This window comes from Mycobacterium sp. (assembly GCF_019243155.1).
Lineage (GTDB): Bacteria > Actinomycetota > Actinomycetes > Mycobacteriales > Mycobacteriaceae > Mycobacterium.
Genome location: NZ_JAFAUS010000164.1, coordinates 1 through 14,077, shown reverse-complemented (window position 1 = coordinate 14,077; position 14,077 = coordinate 1). Strand labels below are relative to the sequence as shown.

Annotated in this window: 14 protein-coding genes, 2 tRNA genes and 2 pseudogenes; 11 read left to right on the top strand and 7 right to left on the bottom strand. The window is 66.6% G+C overall.

Annotated elements, in window-relative coordinates:
• From JOZ00_RS08050 to JOZ00_RS08040, 3 genes and pseudogenes are all read right to left on the bottom strand, one after another.
• A pseudogene (locus tag JOZ00_RS08050) lies at window positions 1-560 on the bottom strand (pyridine nucleotide-disulfide oxidoreductase); the annotation flags it as partial.
• Window positions 561-650: 90 nt separating this feature from the next.
• On the bottom strand, window positions 651-2,216 hold the full coding sequence (locus JOZ00_RS08045; RefSeq protein WP_293342179.1) for a glycoside hydrolase family 13 protein: 1,566 nt from the start codon (window positions 2,214-2,216) through the stop codon (window positions 651-653).
• A 41-nt stretch (window positions 2,217-2,257) separates the two neighbouring features.
• Entirely contained in the window at window positions 2,258-2,653 is a 396-nt protein-coding gene (locus tag JOZ00_RS08040; protein ID WP_293342176.1) for a globin, read from the bottom strand.
• A 142-nt stretch (window positions 2,654-2,795) separates the two neighbouring features.
• Between JOZ00_RS08040 and JOZ00_RS08035 the strand changes: the two genes are divergently transcribed.
• Window positions 2,796-3,443 (top strand): HNH endonuclease, encoded by a 648-nt coding sequence (locus tag JOZ00_RS08035; protein WP_293342173.1) that lies wholly within the window; start codon window positions 2,796-2,798, stop codon window positions 3,441-3,443.
• Between the two features lie 9 nt (window positions 3,444-3,452).
• Here the strand turns inward: JOZ00_RS08035 and JOZ00_RS08030 are convergent, their stop codons facing one another.
• The gene (locus tag JOZ00_RS08030) at window positions 3,453-4,064 is read right to left on the bottom strand and encodes a hypothetical protein (RefSeq protein WP_293342171.1); all 612 of its coding nucleotides are present in this window, start codon (window positions 4,062-4,064) and stop codon (window positions 3,453-3,455) included.
• 91 nt (window positions 4,065-4,155) lie between these two features.
• Between JOZ00_RS08030 and JOZ00_RS08025 the strand changes: the two genes are divergently transcribed.
• Both JOZ00_RS08025 and JOZ00_RS08020 read left to right on the top strand, forming a co-directional pair.
• Window positions 4,156-4,383, top strand: a complete 228-nt coding sequence (locus JOZ00_RS08025) for a hypothetical protein (protein WP_293342168.1) — start codon at window positions 4,156-4,158, stop codon at window positions 4,381-4,383.
• A complete protein-coding gene (locus JOZ00_RS08020) occupies window positions 4,370-4,837 on the top strand; it encodes a DUF5130 domain-containing protein (protein WP_293342165.1) in 468 nt (155 codons plus the stop codon). The genes JOZ00_RS08025 and JOZ00_RS08020 overlap by 14 nt, the downstream gene beginning before the upstream one ends.
• Here JOZ00_RS08020 and pepN read toward each other — a convergent pair whose 3' ends face one another.
• Window positions 4,838-7,429 (bottom strand): aminopeptidase N, encoded by a 2,592-nt coding sequence (pepN, locus tag JOZ00_RS08015; RefSeq protein ID WP_293342162.1) that lies wholly within the window; start codon window positions 7,427-7,429, stop codon window positions 4,838-4,840.
• 83 nt (window positions 7,430-7,512) lie between these two features.
• On the opposite strand from pepN, the gene JOZ00_RS08010 reads away from it, so the two are divergent.
• From JOZ00_RS08010 to JOZ00_RS07995, 4 genes are all read left to right on the top strand, one after another.
• Window positions 7,513-8,136 (top strand): DsbA family protein, encoded by a 624-nt coding sequence (locus tag JOZ00_RS08010; protein WP_293342159.1) that lies wholly within the window; start codon window positions 7,513-7,515, stop codon window positions 8,134-8,136.
• Window positions 8,137-8,193: 57 nt separating this feature from the next.
• Window positions 8,194-8,673 carry a ribose-5-phosphate isomerase gene (locus JOZ00_RS08005; protein ID WP_293342156.1) on the top strand — a complete coding sequence of 160 codons (480 nt, stop codon included), beginning with the start codon at window positions 8,194-8,196 and terminating at the stop codon, window positions 8,671-8,673.
• Between the two features lie 9 nt (window positions 8,674-8,682).
• Window positions 8,683-9,489, top strand: coding sequence for a DNA-formamidopyrimidine glycosylase family protein (locus JOZ00_RS08000; protein WP_293342153.1), 807 nt, complete (start codon window positions 8,683-8,685; stop codon window positions 9,487-9,489).
• A 165-nt stretch (window positions 9,490-9,654) separates the two neighbouring features.
• The gene (locus tag JOZ00_RS07995) at window positions 9,655-9,888 is read left to right on the top strand and encodes a hypothetical protein (protein ID WP_293342185.1); all 234 of its coding nucleotides are present in this window, start codon (window positions 9,655-9,657) and stop codon (window positions 9,886-9,888) included.
• A 74-nt stretch (window positions 9,889-9,962) separates the two neighbouring features.
• Here JOZ00_RS07995 and JOZ00_RS07990 read toward each other — a convergent pair whose 3' ends face one another.
• Both JOZ00_RS07990 and JOZ00_RS07985 read right to left on the bottom strand, forming a co-directional pair.
• The gene (locus tag JOZ00_RS07990) at window positions 9,963-11,153 is read right to left on the bottom strand and encodes a serine hydrolase domain-containing protein (protein ID WP_293342150.1); all 1,191 of its coding nucleotides are present in this window, start codon (window positions 11,151-11,153) and stop codon (window positions 9,963-9,965) included.
• A 32-nt stretch (window positions 11,154-11,185) separates the two neighbouring features.
• Window positions 11,186-11,256 (bottom strand) — tRNA-Gly (locus JOZ00_RS07985).
• A 148-nt stretch (window positions 11,257-11,404) separates the two neighbouring features.
• Between JOZ00_RS07985 and JOZ00_RS07980 the strand changes: the two genes are divergently transcribed.
• The 4 genes and pseudogenes from JOZ00_RS07980 to clpP2 all read left to right on the top strand — a co-directional run.
• A tRNA-Pro gene (locus tag JOZ00_RS07980) sits at window positions 11,405-11,481 on the top strand.
• A 68-nt stretch (window positions 11,482-11,549) separates the two neighbouring features.
• The gene (gene tig, locus JOZ00_RS07975) at window positions 11,550-12,944 is read left to right on the top strand and encodes a trigger factor (protein ID WP_293342147.1); all 1,395 of its coding nucleotides are present in this window, start codon (window positions 11,550-11,552) and stop codon (window positions 12,942-12,944) included.
• 127 nt (window positions 12,945-13,071) lie between these two features.
• A complete protein-coding gene (gene clpP1 / locus JOZ00_RS07970) occupies window positions 13,072-13,662 on the top strand; it encodes an ATP-dependent CLP protease proteolytic subunit ClpP1 (RefSeq protein WP_293342182.1) in 591 nt (196 codons plus the stop codon).
• Window positions 13,659-14,077: pseudogene (gene clpP2, locus JOZ00_RS07965) on the top strand (ATP-dependent CLP protease proteolytic subunit ClpP2); the annotation flags it as partial. The gene clpP1 and the pseudogene clpP2, both read left to right, overlap by 4 nt.

Genomic DNA, 14,077 nt, shown 5'->3' with positions numbered 1-14,077 from the left:
GGCAACGCGATCATCGACGAGTGCGAAGACCCGAACACGGCGACCGTCGCGCCGTCCAGCGGCTGATCCCGGAGCTTCTCCGGATCGAGCGCGACCTCGACCGGGATCTCTCGCAGCCGGGGATGCGAGAGCTTCTTCGGGACGGCGCCGACGGCAAGAATCACGTTCTTAGATTCGATTTGCTGCTGCTCCGTCTCGATTGTCCACTGCTTTCGCTGCAATGTGAGCGCGGTCGCCGTCGTTTCATAAGTTGTCACGCGATCCCGTAAATTCCCGGTAATCCATACGAGCGGTTCGGCGACCAACGCGAGGACACACGTCTCGCGGGAATCGACTTCGTGCAGTGGCATAGGGGGTGCTTCCGCGAATCGAAATGCGGAGGAGCCGTTCAAATAATCCAGGAAGTGGCCGACTTGCGTATTACTCGAGACCGACCGCCACTTTTGGCCGAGATCTCCCGCGGCAAAAGCCGGGTCAATCCAGGCGATGGTCTCGGCCGCTATTCCCCGATCGAGGAGCCGGCCCACCGCCGCAATGCCCGCGGGTCCGGCTCCGATCACTGTCCAGGCATACGTTGGCATGCTCAAGGTATAGAACAGCAGGCGCCCCAACCGCTCGTCGAGAGTTGGCGGCCGCCGCCTGATGCGCGGCTAAACCAGCCAGGCGGCCGCGTCGGGTGGCAGCTTGCCGTCATCCAGTGGGGCACTGGCCAGGATGAGTTCTCCGGACGGCAGCGGGATTGGTCCGTCGCCGCTGTTCAGCGCGCACACCAGGCCGCCGGGTCGCTGGAAGATCACCGCGTCGCTCGACGCGTTCACCCACTCGAGGTCGCGGACATCGAATTCGAGCCGGGTGTTGCGCAGCTTGATGGCGTGCCGGAAGAACGCCAGCATCGAATCCGGTTGCGACTCTTGCTTTTCGACGGTCAGGGCCGACCACTCCGCCGGCATCGGCAACCACGTGTCGGGTGTCGACGAGAACCCGAACGGCGGAGTATCGCCCGACCACGGCAACGGAACCCGGCACTTGTCGCGGCCGCGCTCGGTGTGCCCGGAGCGTTCCCACGTCGGGTCCTGCAGCACCTCCTCGGGCAGGTCCAACACGTCGGGGAGTCCCAATTCCTCACCGTTGTAAATGAATACGGTGCCCGGCAGGGCGAGCATCACCATCGCCATCGCGCGCGCCCGGCGCATCCCGAGTTCGCCGCCGCCGTAGCGGGTGACCTCGCGGTCAATATCGTGGTTGGACAGTGTCCAGGTCGGCACGGCGTCGTAGATCTTGGTCGCGGCAAGCGAATTCTCGATGGCGTCGTGGATTTGGCCGGCGTCGAAGCCGACCTTGGTCAGCCGGAAATTGAAGCCGAGATGCAGTTCGTCGGGCCGCAGGTACTCGGCCCACTTCATGTTGTCCATCACCCACACCTCGCCGATGGTCACCGCGCCGGGGTACTCGTCGACGATCTTGCGGACCTTGCGGTGGATGTCGTGCACCGCGGGGTTGTTGAACCGCGGGTCGTCGTCGGCGTGCGACAACACCTTCACGCTTTCCTTCGCATCGGGCAGGCCGGGCGGCTTGGCCATCCCGTGCGCCACGTCGATGCGGAAGCCGTCAACGCCACGCTCCAGCCAGAACCGCAACGACGCCTCGAAGTCGTCGAACACCTCGGGGTTGTCCCAGTTCAGGTCCGGCTGGTGGGTATCGAACAGGTGCAGGTAGTACTGCCCGAGATTCCCGTCCGGTTCGACCACGCGCTCCCATGCCGACCCGCCGAACACCGACGTCCAGTTGTTCGGCGGCAGTTCCCCCTTCTCGCCGCGGCCGTCCCGGAAGTAATACCGCTCTCGCGCCTCCGTGCCCGGGCCGGCGGCCAGCGCGGCCTGGAACCACACGTGCTGGGAGCTCGTGTGGTTGGGCACCACGTCCATGGTGATCTTGATGCCGCGCTCGTGGGCCGCCGCGATCAGGCGTTCGATCGCAGGCATCCCGCCGAACAGCGGGTCGATGTCACGGGGGTCGGCGACGTCGTAGCCGTGGTCGGCCATCGGCGAGACGGTCACCGGGCTGAGCCAGATGGCCTGGATTCCCAGCCGCTCCAGGTGATCCAGATGGGCGACGATTCCGTCGATGTCCCCGACGCCGTCGCCGTTGCTGTCGGCGAATGACCGCGGATACACCTGATAAAAGACCGCACTCGACCACCACGGTTCGGGGCTCATATTGCTCCGTTCGTTTCTCGGCTGGATATGTAGGGCTGGAATCAGAATGGCGAGTTGACCAGCGAATGGGCGGCCATCTCCAGGTAGTCGAGCAGGGCGCGACGGTGTTCGTCGTCGAGAGTCTGCGAGTCGACTGAGGCGACGGCGGTGTGCATGCAGCGCAGCCACGCGTCGCGTTCGATGGGAGTGATTCGGAATGGGGCATGACGCATCCGCAGCCGGGGATGGCCCCGCTGGTCGGAGTAGGTTCGCGGGCCGCCCCAGTACTGCTCGAGGAACATGCGCAGGCGCTCTTCGGCGCCCGCGAGGTCGTCCTCGGGATAGAGCTGACGCAGTATCTCGTCCTCTGCGACCTGCGCATAAAAGCGCGACACGATCGCGTTAAAGGTCTCGGCACCGCCGACAGCGTCGTAGAAGGATTGTTGCTCCGGATCCATCCCTTCCATTGTGGTGCATCCTCGCGACGGCGGGCCGGGGCGGGCGCTGACCGCGCTCGCTGTTCACCGTATTGACACGGCGATCACCTGCAATAGGGGTGCGATTGGCGGCGAATCATGGTGGACTATCCGCGGAGGATCTATGGCGCAGGGCAAGAGACGCCGCAGCCACCGCAGTTCGGGTGCCGCGGCAGGGTTAACCGGGCCCGCAACCGTGCCATGCCTGCACAGCGTAGAAACCCATCCGCCCACCCGGCTCGAAAGCTCATCGATTTGGAGTCGGCGCCGGGTGCTGCTGCTGAATTCCACCTATGAGCCGCTGACCGCGCTGCCGATGCGGCGCGCGATCGTCATGGTGATCTGCGGCAAGGCCGACGTGGTGCACCACGATCCGGCCGGCCCGGTCATCCACTCGGCGACCAGCTCGATCCTGGTGCCCTCGGTGATCCAGCTGCGGACCTACGTCCGCGTCCCGTACCGGGCGCGCGTCCCGATGACCCGCGCCGCGCTGATGCACCGCGATCGCTTCTCCTGCGCCTACTGCGGGGCCAAGGCCGACACCGTCGACCACGTGGTGCCACGCAGCCGGGGCGGCGACCATTCCTGGGAGAACTGCGTCGCGTGTTGCTCGACATGCAACCACCGCAAGGGCGACAAGCTGCTCACCGAACTCGGCTGGGCGCTGCGCCGGCAGCCGTCGCCCCCGACCGGGCAGCATTGGCGGCTGCTCTCGACGGTCAAGGAGCTGGACCCGGCCTGGGCCCGGTACCTGGGCGAGGGCGCGGCGTAGCCGACCGAGCTAGGCCCCCTCGCACACCCCGGAATCGCGGATCGTGTTGCCGTACACGTTGGCGGTGGCGATGTTGGCGTTGATCACCCCGGACACCATCTTCTGATTGATCTTGTCGCTGATCTGGGTGAACTGGTACCACAGGTGGTGGAACGAGTCGCCGTTGTAGAGCGGCGAATACTGACTCTGGTCCGGGTAATTGACGATGAAGAGGGTGCGCGCGCGGGGGTCCAGGAATGCCGCGGACTGGTCGAGGTTGGCCTTCACGGTGTTTCCGGCGCCCTGCACTCCGGGCGCCGACCAGTCGTCGCCCCGGCCGGCCAAGTAGTGCTGGAACCCGAACACCTGACCCATCAGCGGCCCGTACTGCGCGTTGAACCACTGGCATGCCTCCCGCTCGGCGGTGAGCTGCTCGGGTGTCACCCGCGACTGCCACAGGTTGTAGGGGAACACCGTGGAGTTCGGCTGCCAGTCCGACGGATGCGGTGCGAACACCGGCAGCGGTGCGGGGCTCAGGTCGTCGGCGTAGGCGGCGGCCGCCGGGCCCGCGACGGCCGCCGTCGCCGCGCACACCAGCGCTGCGGCCGCCCATCCGAGAAGGCTCGTCGACTTTGACGCCATCGGATGATTATCACCGCCGCGAACGTGTTCGAAGAGGAAACCGATGCCTGAATGCGCGGGCAGACCAGCCGGTGGGATACGGTTTCAAGTCGTGAGCCTTCTCGAGATTCACCTGTACTTCATCGGAATACCGTTATTGCTGGTGGCTGTGCTGGCCGTGCTGATCTGGCGCCATAAAGGCCCGCACCCCGCGCCCTACAAGCTGCAGGAGAAGTGGACGCACGCACCGATCCTGTGGGCTGCCAGCGATCGAGACGTGAACGTCCATGCCGGACACGACACATTCTCAGTCGGAGGTGGCGCTAGTGGCACATGGTGAGCTAGCGACGATCGAACCCGCCGGGCTGCCCAAAGGCTCGGTCATCACCACGAGTGGACGGATCTCCGGGGTCACCGAGCCCGGCGAATTGTCCGTGCACTACCCGTTTTCCATCAAGGACCTCGTTGCCATCGACGACGCGCTGAAGTACGGCTCGCGGGCATCGAAAACGCGGTTCGCCATCTACCTTGGCGACCTGGGTAGCGACACCGCGGCGCGCGCCCGCGAGATCTTGGCGAAGGTACCGACACCGAACAACGCGGTTCTGCTCGCGGTGTCGCCCGACCAGGGTGCCATCGAGGTGGTGTACGGCTCGGCGGTCCGCGGCCGCGGTGCCGAGTCGGCAGCCCCGCTCGGGGTCGCCGCCGCCACATCGGAATTCGAACGCGGCGACCTGGTGGACGGGTTGGTCAGCGCGATCCGGGTGCTGAGCGCGGGAATCTCTCCGGCTTAGTCACCCGGCGTCGAACTGGCGGGCCCGCAAGGACCGCTTCACGCCGGCTTGGCCCTCGAGCACAAGGCGGCGCAGCGCCGGCGGCACCTCTGAGTCCGGTGTCTCCAGGAATTTGTCGGCGGCGGCGATGCCGGCCTCGCTGATGTCCCAGCTCGGATACAGGCCGATGACCACGGTCTGGGCGACCTCACTGGACCGCCGCGTCCAGACACCGGGAATCGCCTCGAAGTAGCGCGCGGTGAACCGCTTGAGCAGCTCATGCTGCCCAGGCGCGCCGATGCCCCCGATGATCGCGCGGGCCGTGATGTTGGGCAGGGTGTCGTCCTCCACTGCCCGCGTCCACGCGTCCTCCTTCACCTGCGGCTGCGGTCGGGCCGCCGCCGCCTGCGCGCCGTGCCGCTTGCCGGCGGCCGTGGGATCGCGTTGCACCTCGGCGTCGATGAAGGGCGTCTCCGGTCCGTCGGCGTCGACATCGCCGGCGGTGGCCAGCGCGGTCACGACGCGCCAGCGCAGGTCGGTGTCGACGTCGAGGCCCGCCAAGCCCAACTCGGCGGGATCGTGGTCGAGCAGGTCCGCCAGCGTCTCGATGTGCCGGGTGGACAGCACCGACGAGCACAGGGTGTTGACGAAAGCGAGCTGGTGATCCGACCCGGGCTGCGCGCCGCGCGCCAATTCCAGCACCCGGTCGGCGAACTGGGGCCACCCGTGCTCGTGCGCCCAGGCCGGGTCGGCGTAGGACCCCAGCGCCGTCTGCGCCTGCAGCAGCAGCCGCTGCGCCACCCCGACCTCGGTCTCGGCTTGAATGCCGCCCGACACCAACGCCACGAAGTCGCGTGCACGCAGTTCGGCATCACGCGTCATCTCCCACGCCGCCGACCAGACCAGCGTGCGGGGGAGCGGCTCGGCGATGTCGGCGATCCGCTGCAGCGCGGTCTTCAGCGAATCGGTGTCCAACCGCAGCGAGCAGTACGTCAGGTCGTCGTCATTGACCAGGATCAACTTTCCACGCGAAACGCCAACCAGCGCAGGAATTTCCGTCACCGGACCCTCGACGTCGAGTTCCTCGCGGTGCACCCGCACCAATTTGCCCGCCCCGTCGTCGTCGTAGATCCCGACCGCCAGCCGGTGCACGCGGGTCTCGCCGGCCCCCGGCGCGGCGCCGCTTTGCGTCACCGCGAAGCGGGTGAACCTGCCGTCGGCGTCGACGTCGAACTCCGCGCGCAGCGTGTTGAGTCCGGTGGTCTTCAGCCACTGCTGACCCCAGTCGGAAAGGTCACGGCCCGAAGCCTTTTCCAGCGCGGTGACGAGATCGCCGAACTTGGCGTTGCCGAACGCGTGGGCGCGGAAGTAGTCCCGCAGGCCCGACAGGAAGCTCTCCTCGCCGACGTAGGCGACCAGTTGCTTGAGCACCGAAGCGCCCTTCGCGTAGGTGATGCCGTCGAAGTTGACCTCGACCGCGGCCAGGTCCGGGATGTCGGCGGCCACCGGGTGGGTCGACGGCAACTGGTCCTGGCGGTAGGCCCACGACTTCTCCGCGTTGGCGAACGTCGTCCACGCCTCGGTGAATTCGGTGGCCTCGCTGAGGCAGAGCACCGACGCGAAGGTCGCGAAGGACTCGTTGAGCCACAGGTCATCCCACCACGCCATCGTGACCAGGTCGCCGAACCACATGTGCGCCATCTCGTGCAGCACCGTCTCGGCGCGCCGGCCGTACGAGGCGCGGGTGACCTTGCTGCGGAAGACGTAGTCCTCGAGGAAGGTCACCGCGCCCGCGTTTTCCATTGCGCCGGCGTTGAACTCGGGGACGAACAGCTGGTCGTACTTGCCGAATGCGTAGGGCAGGCCAAAGTTCTTGTGATAGAAGGCAAATCCCTGCTTGGTTTGGGTGAACAAGCGCTCGGGGTCCATGTGCGGGGCGAGTGAGGCCCGGCAGTACAGGCCCAGCGGGATCTCCCCGTGCTCGTCGCTGTAGGAGTCCTTCCACTCCGCATACGCCCCGGCGATCAGGGCTACCAGGTACGTGCTCATCCGCGGGGTGACGGCGAAGGTGTGCACGGCGGCCCCGTCCGTCTCCGCGACCGAAACCGGTGCCCCGTTGGAGATCACCTTCCAGTGCCCGGGCGCGGTCACCGTGATGGCGAACGTTGCCTTGAGGTCGGGTTGGTCGAAGCACGCGAACATGCGCTTGGCGTCGGCGGTTTCGAACTGCGAGTACAGGTAGACCTCGTTGTCGACGGGGTCGACGAAGCGGTGCAGGCCCTCACCGGTGTTCGAGTAGAGGCAGTCGGCGTCGACGACGAGGACGTTGTGTTGTTCCAGCCCGCGCAACGCGATGCCGATCGACTCGTCGTATCCGGAGACGTCCAGCTCGCGCCCGTTGAGCGCGGCGCCGCGCACCCTCTCGGCGGCGATGTCGATGACCGTGTCGGAGCCCGGCAGTGCATCGAATTCGACGGTGGTCACCGACCGGAAGACTCGGTCGCCCGGACGGCCGTTGCCATCGGTGAGATCGAGGTCGATCCGGTAGCTGTCGACGGTCACCAATGCGGCGCGTTCTACGGCTTGGTCGCGGGTGAGATTAGGTAGAGCCACGGCTCTAACTTACGTGCTGGGGAACAGGCCCACGGCGCCTACGGTTGTGGTGAATGGTGTTTGACCGATGAGAGGACTTCGCTATGCCCGACAAGGCCACCGTGCAAAACCAAGCCGACTTCTGGTTCGACCCGCTGTGCCCGTGGGCATGGATCACGTCGCGCTGGATCCTCGAAGTGGAAAAGGTTCGCGACATCGACGTGAACTTCCACGTGATGAGCCTCGCGGTACTCAACGAGAACCGTGAGGGCCTGCCGGCGGAATACCGCGAGAAGATGAAGTCGGCCTTCGGCCCGGTGCGGGTGGCGATCGCCGCCGAGCAGGCCCACGGCTCCGAGGTTTTGGCGCCGCTGTACACCGCGATGGGCACCCAGATTCACAACAAAGGCAACAAGGAGCTCGACGAGGTCATCAAGGTGGCGCTGGACGAAGTCGGCCTGCCGGCCGAGCTGGCGGCAGCCGCCACCAGCGAGGACTACGACGACGCGCTGCGCAAGAGCCACCACGCCGGGATGGACGCGGTCGGTGACGACGTCGGCACGCCGACCATCCACGTCAACGGCGTCGCGTTCTTCGGGCCGGTGCTGTCGCGGATTCCGCGGGGTGAGGAAGCCGGCAAGCTGTGGGACGCCTCGGTGACCTTCGCGGCCTACCCGCACTTCTTCGAGCTCAAGCGGAGCCGACACGAAAAGCCCGAATTCGACTAGTTCGATTGGCCCGTCCCGCGTTGCGCGGCCCGGATGCGGCAAGGAAGTATGTCGGGCATGCGCGTCTACCTGGGTTCTGACCACGCCGGATTCGAGCTCAAGCAACAGATCGTCGAGCACCTGAAGAAGACCGGGCACGAGCCGATCGACTGCGGTGCCTTCACGTACGACGCCGAAGACGATTACCCGGCCTTCTGCATCGACGCGGCGACGTGCACGGTGGCCGACCCGGACAGCTTGGGCATCGTGCTGGGCGGATCCGGCAACGGCGAGCAGATCGCCGCGAACAAGGTGCCGGGCGCCCGGTGCGCCTTGGCGTGGAGCGTCGAGACGGCGACGTTGGCGAGGGAACACAACAACGCACAGTTGATCGGCATCGGCGGCCGCATGCACTCCGTCGAGGACGCGCTGTCGTTCGTGGACGCCTTCGTCAACACGCCGTTCTCGAAAGCGCCTCGCCACCAACGGCGTATCGACATCCTCGAGGAATACGAGCGCACTCACCAGGCCCCGCCGGTGCCCGGCGCGCAGGCGTAAGGGCCGTTAGTGCCCGAAGGGCATACCCTGCACCGCCTGGCCCGGCTGCACCAACGCCGGTTCGGTGGCGCGCCAGTCGCGGTCTCCAGCCCGCAAGGCCGCTTCGACGACTCCGCCGCCGTCGTCAACGGCCGGGTGTTGCAGCGCGCCAGCGCCTGGGGCAAACACCTGTTCCACCACTACGCCGGCGGACCGATCGTGCACGTCCATCTGGGCCTGTACGGCACCTTCACGGAGTGGCAACTCCCCGAGGACGGCGCGATCCCGGAACCCACCGGGCAGGTGCGGATGCGGATGGTCGGCGCCGAATACGGCACCGACCTGCGCGGACCGACGGTGTGTGAGGTGATCGACGAAGGCCAGGTGTCCGACGTGCTGGCCCGGCTCGGTCCCGACCCGTTGCGCAGCGATGCCGACCCGTCGTGGCCTTGGAAACGAATCAGCAAGTCTCGCAGGCCGATTGGCGCGCTGCTGATGGATCAGACCATCGTCGCCGGGGTCGGCAACGTCTACCGCAGCGAGTTGCTGTTCCGGCACGGCATCGACCCGTTCCGGCCCGGCCAGCAGATCAGCGAGGCGGAGTTCGGCGCGGCCTGGACCGACCTGGTGGCGTTGATGAAAGTCGGGTTGCGCCGCGGCAATATCGTCGTGGTGCGGCCCGAGCACGATCATGGCGCGCCGTCGTACCGCCAGGGGCGGCCACGCACGTATGTGTACCGGCGCGCCGGCGATCCCTGCCGAGTCTGCGGTGACGTGATTCGCACAGCGGTGCTGGAGGGCCGCAACGTGTTCTGGTGCCCGACCGATCAGAAATAACCCCGCGCAGGTACCCAAACGCACAGGTCGCCGGAATTGACAGCATATTGCCAGGGAGAAACGCTGGTGTCTACAGTTTTCGATTCTGGACCGGTGGGTAATGGTTGCCCTGTGAAAACTATTCCACGTTTGGCCGCAACGGCTTTGGCGATCGGCGGACTCGGGCTGGCGGGCCTGGGTGTCGCGACTCAAGCGCAGGCGAATCCCGGTCCTCTGCCGACATGGTGCCCAGGTGAATATTGGGACCCGGGCTGGGGCAACAACTGGGACTGGAACGGCTGCCACGACTGGCACCGTGAGGGCTGGGGACCGGGCGGGCCGCCGCCGCCTTGGGGACCGCCGCCTCCTCCTCCGGGGGGACCGTGGGGACCGCCGCCGCCGCCGGGGTGGCACCCCTGATCGTCTCGATCAGTCCGTGAAATCAACGCGCCCTGCCGCTGTTCGGCAGGGCGCGTTTTTCATGCAGCGAATGCCTAGATAACGCCGAGTGCGGAGTAGACCGCGTTGCTCATGGCGAGGCTGCGCGGGTCCGCGTTGGCCTTGGTGGGGTCGAAATGGTTTGCGACGTACGCGTAGCCGATTCGGTGTTCCAGGTCGACGAATCCGAAGGAGCCGCCCAGGCCGCCGTGGCCGAAGATCCGCGGGTTGGGCCCGTTGACGCATCGCTGGTTGAGCATGTAGCCCAGGCCCCATCCGTGGTCGGCGACCCGCGGGCCCAGCACCAGATCGGTTTCCAGCCCGCCCTGGCACACCCGCACCAGGTCCATGTGCTCGCGGCTGAGCAGCTTCTCCTGGGCCAGCGCGTTGTAGAACGTGGCCAGGCCCAGCGCGGACACCTGCCCGTTGGTGCCCGGGAACTCGAGCCGGCGCCACAGCTCCAGGTCGTGTGAACCGAGTTCGTCGTCGGGCGCGAAGCCCATCGAGATGGACAATCCCGCCTTGGAATGCTCGGCCAAGCTGACCGGGTCGCTGGGGGCGTGCGCGTCGGCCAGCAGGTCGCGCGCGTGCGGCTTGTTCACCCGCTCGGCGCAGCGGCGTTGCTCGGCCGCCGAGAGCCCGATGTGGACGTCCGCGCCGAGCGGCTGGGCGATCTCGGTGCGTAGATATTGCCCGATCGTGCGCCCGGTGACCCGCCGGAACACCTCGCCGACGATGAACCCGAAGGTCGTCATGTGGTAGCCCTGCGCGGTGCCGGGCTCCCACCGGGGTTTCGCGGCGGCCAGCTGTTCGCAGACGTAATCCCAGTCGGCGACGTCCTCCCACGGCATCCGGGTGTCGGGGCCGATCACGCCGGAGCGGTGGCTCATCACCATGGCCAGCGTGATGTCTTCCTTGCCCGCCTGCCCGAACTCGGGCCAGTAGTGGGCGACCGGAGCCTGCAGGTCGAGCTCGCCGCGATCGGCCAGTTGGTGGACGCAGGTCGCCGACAGTCCCTTGGTGCCGGACAGCACGGTGGTCAGGGTGTTTTGCCGCCACGGTCGGGTACGGCGGGCGTCTGCCCAGCCAGCCCAGAGGTTGACGACCAGATCGCCATCCACCCAGACGGCGACCGCGGCGCCGACCTCATCGCCATGTGTGAAGTTGCGCGCGAATGCGCCGCGCACCCCGTCGAATTTGGAGGCGCATGAGCCATGAATTTCCGCGTCCACTTTGAGGTCGCTCATGGCGCCTTTCTGTCGAGCAGATAGCTAGCCCGAGCGGGCGACGGGAATCGAACCCGCGTAGCTAGTTTGGAAGACTAGGGCTCTACCATTGAGCTACGCCCGCATGTATTAGTCGAGCGTGACTGTAGCTGGCGACGCAGATCAAATCTAATCGACGCGGTCTTGTGATCGCTCTGTAAGGTGCGCGAGGCCGCTGCGAAGCCTGCGTCGAACCTGTTGCTGAGGGGCCGTAAGATTCGTCGAGGTCAGCGCGGGGTGTAGCGCAGCTTGGTAGCGCATCCGCTTTGGGAGCGGAAGGCCGCAGGTTCAAATCCTGTCACCCCGACCAGCACGACCGGCCCCGTGCCGCGCGCACGGCCCACCGACCGCCGAGAACGACCATCGAGGAGCACATCCGTGAAGAGCACCGTCGAGCAGTTGAGCCCCACCAGGGTGCGCATCAACGTGGAGGTTCCTTTCTCAGAGCTCGAGCCCGACTTCCAACGCGCCTACAAGGAATTGGCCAAGCAGGTGCGCCTGCCCGGCTTCCGTCCGGGCAAGGCCCCGGCGAAACTGCTGGAGGCCCGTTTCGGTCGGGAGGCGATGCTCGACCAGGTCGTCAACGAAGCGCTGCCCGCCCGGTACGGGCAGGCGGTCGTGGAGTCCGAAGTGCAGCCGCTGGGTCAGCCCGAGATCGAGGTGACCAAGAAGGAGTACGGCGAGGAGTTGGCGTTCACCGCCGAGGTCGACGTCCGCCCCAAGATCACCCTTCCCGACTTGGACGCCCTCAAGGTGTCGGTGGATCCGATCGAGGTCAGCGACGAAGACGTCGATGCCGAATTGCAGTCCCTGCGTGCCCGCTTCGGCACGCTGACGGGGGTGGACCGGCCCGTGGCCGACGGTGACTTCGTCTCGATCGACCTGTCGGCCAAGGTGGACGGCGAAGAGGTGCCGGGCGCCGCCGCGCAAGGTCTTTCCCACGAGGTCGGATCGGGCCGGCTGATCGCGGGCCTCGACGAAGCCCTCGTCGGGCTGGCAGCCGACGAGTCCAAGGAGTTCACCGCGCAGCTTGCGACCGGCGATCACGCCGGGCAGGACGCGCAGGTGACCGTGACGGTCAAGTCGATCAAGCAGCGCGAGCTGCCCGAGCCCGACGACGAATTCGCGCAATTGGCAAGCGAATTCGACACCATCGACGAGCTGCGCGCCAGCCTGCGCCAGCAGGTCCAGCAGGTCAAGCGCGCCCAGCAGGCCGACCAGATCCGCAACGCCACGCTCGACGCCCTCCTCGAGGAAGTGGACGTGCCGCTGCCGGAGGCGATCGTGCAGGCGCAGGTCGACAGCACCCTGCACGGCGCCCTGCACAGCCTCAACCACGACGAAGCCAAGCTCGAAGAGGCGCTCGCCGAGCAGGGCAAGTCCCGCGAGGAATTCGAGACCGAGACGCGCACCGCCGCCGAGACCGACGTCAAGCGCCAGCTGCTGCTGGACACGCTGGCCGATGAGCTGGACGTCCAGGTCGGCCAAGACGACCTGACCGAGCGACTGGTCGCCACGTCTCGCCAGTACGGCATCGAGCCCCAGCAGCTGCTGGGCTACCTGCAGGAGAACAACCAGCTGCCGGCGATGTTCGCCGACGTCCGTCGCGGGCTGGCGATCGGCGCGGTTGTGCAGCGGGCCCGCGTCACCGACAGCGCCGGAAACACGATTGACACCAGCGACTTCTTCGGCAAGCGCTCGGATGAGGACGACGCCGACGACGAGGGTGCGCAAGCCCCCGAAGCCGAAGAGGTCGCCGGCGAAGCAGAGTGACCGCGCCATGACGCTGTGAGCGAACGCGCCCAATTCAGGGGGAGCGCGGCGGGCACACAGTGGGCTCGGTTGGTTAGTGTCGGTTCATACAGATTTCGAGAAAGCAGGTAACCCAGTCGTGACTGACATGCGTTCGAACTCGCAGGGTCTCAACCTCACGGACTCGGTCTATGAGCGCTTGCTCTCCGAGCGCATCATCTTCCTGGGTTCGGAGGTGAGCGACGAGATCGCCAACCGGCTGTGCGCGCAGATTTTGCTGCTCGCCGCCGAGGACGCCACTAAGGACATTTCGCTGTACATCAACTCGCCGGGCGGATCGATCAGCGCCGGAATGGCTATCTACGACACGATGGTCCTGGCGCCCTGTGACATCGCCACCTACGCGATGGGCATGGCCGCCTCGATGGGCGAGTTTCTGCTCGCCGCGGGCACCAAGGGCAAGCGTTACGCGCTTCCGCACGCCCGCATCCTGATGCACCAGCCGTTGGGCGGGGTGACCGGTAGCGCGGCCGACATCGCAATCCAGGCCGAACAGTTCACGGTCATCAAGAAGGAGATGTTCCGGCTGAACGCCGAATTCACCGGCCAGACGCTGGAGCGCATCGAGGCCGATTCCGACCGCGACCGCTGGTTCACCGCCCCCGAAGCCCTGGAGTACGGGTTCGTCGACCACATCATCACCCGCGCCGCCCACATCACCAACGGAGAAGCCCAGTGAACCCCGAAACCCAGCCCCAGGCGCGCTACATCCTGCCGTCATTCATCGAGCACTCGAGCTTCGGCGTCAAGGAGTCCAACCCGTACAACAAGCTGTTCGAGGAACGCATCATCTTCCTCGGTGTCCAGGTCGACGACGCGTCGGCGAACGACATCATGGCGCAGCTGCTGGTGCTGGAGTCGCTGGACCCCGACCGCGACATCACCATGTACATCAACTCGCCCGGTGGCGGATTCACCTCGCTGATGGCGATTTACGACACCATGCAGTACGTGCGGGCCGACATCCAGACGGTGTGCCTGGGCCAGGCGGCCTCGGCCGCGGCGGTGCTGCTGGCCGCCGGGACCCCGGGTAAGCGGATGGCACTGCCCAACGCGCGGGTGCTGATCCACCAGCCGTCGCTTCAGGGCGTGAT

Coding starts and splice junctions, on each gene's coding strand:
- JOZ00_RS08045 (WP_293342179.1), bottom strand. CDS start 2,216: ATGAGCCCCGAACCGTGGTGGTCGAGTGCGGTCTTTTATCAGGTGTAT.
- JOZ00_RS08040 (WP_293342176.1), bottom strand. CDS start 2,653: ATGGATCCGGAGCAACAATCCTTCTACGACGCTGTCGGCGGTGCCGAG.
- JOZ00_RS08035 (WP_293342173.1), top strand. CDS start 2,796: ATGGCGCAGGGCAAGAGACGCCGCAGCCACCGCAGTTCGGGTGCCGCG.
- JOZ00_RS08030 (WP_293342171.1), bottom strand. CDS start 4,064: ATGGCGTCAAAGTCGACGAGCCTTCTCGGATGGGCGGCCGCAGCGCTG.
- JOZ00_RS08010 (WP_293342159.1), top strand. CDS start 7,513: ATGCCCGACAAGGCCACCGTGCAAAACCAAGCCGACTTCTGGTTCGAC.
- JOZ00_RS08005 (WP_293342156.1), top strand. CDS start 8,194: ATGCGCGTCTACCTGGGTTCTGACCACGCCGGATTCGAGCTCAAGCAA.
- JOZ00_RS07990 (WP_293342150.1), bottom strand. CDS start 11,153: ATGAGCGACCTCAAAGTGGACGCGGAAATTCATGGCTCATGCGCCTCC.
- clpP1 (WP_293342182.1), top strand. CDS start 13,072: ATGCGTTCGAACTCGCAGGGTCTCAACCTCACGGACTCGGTCTATGAG.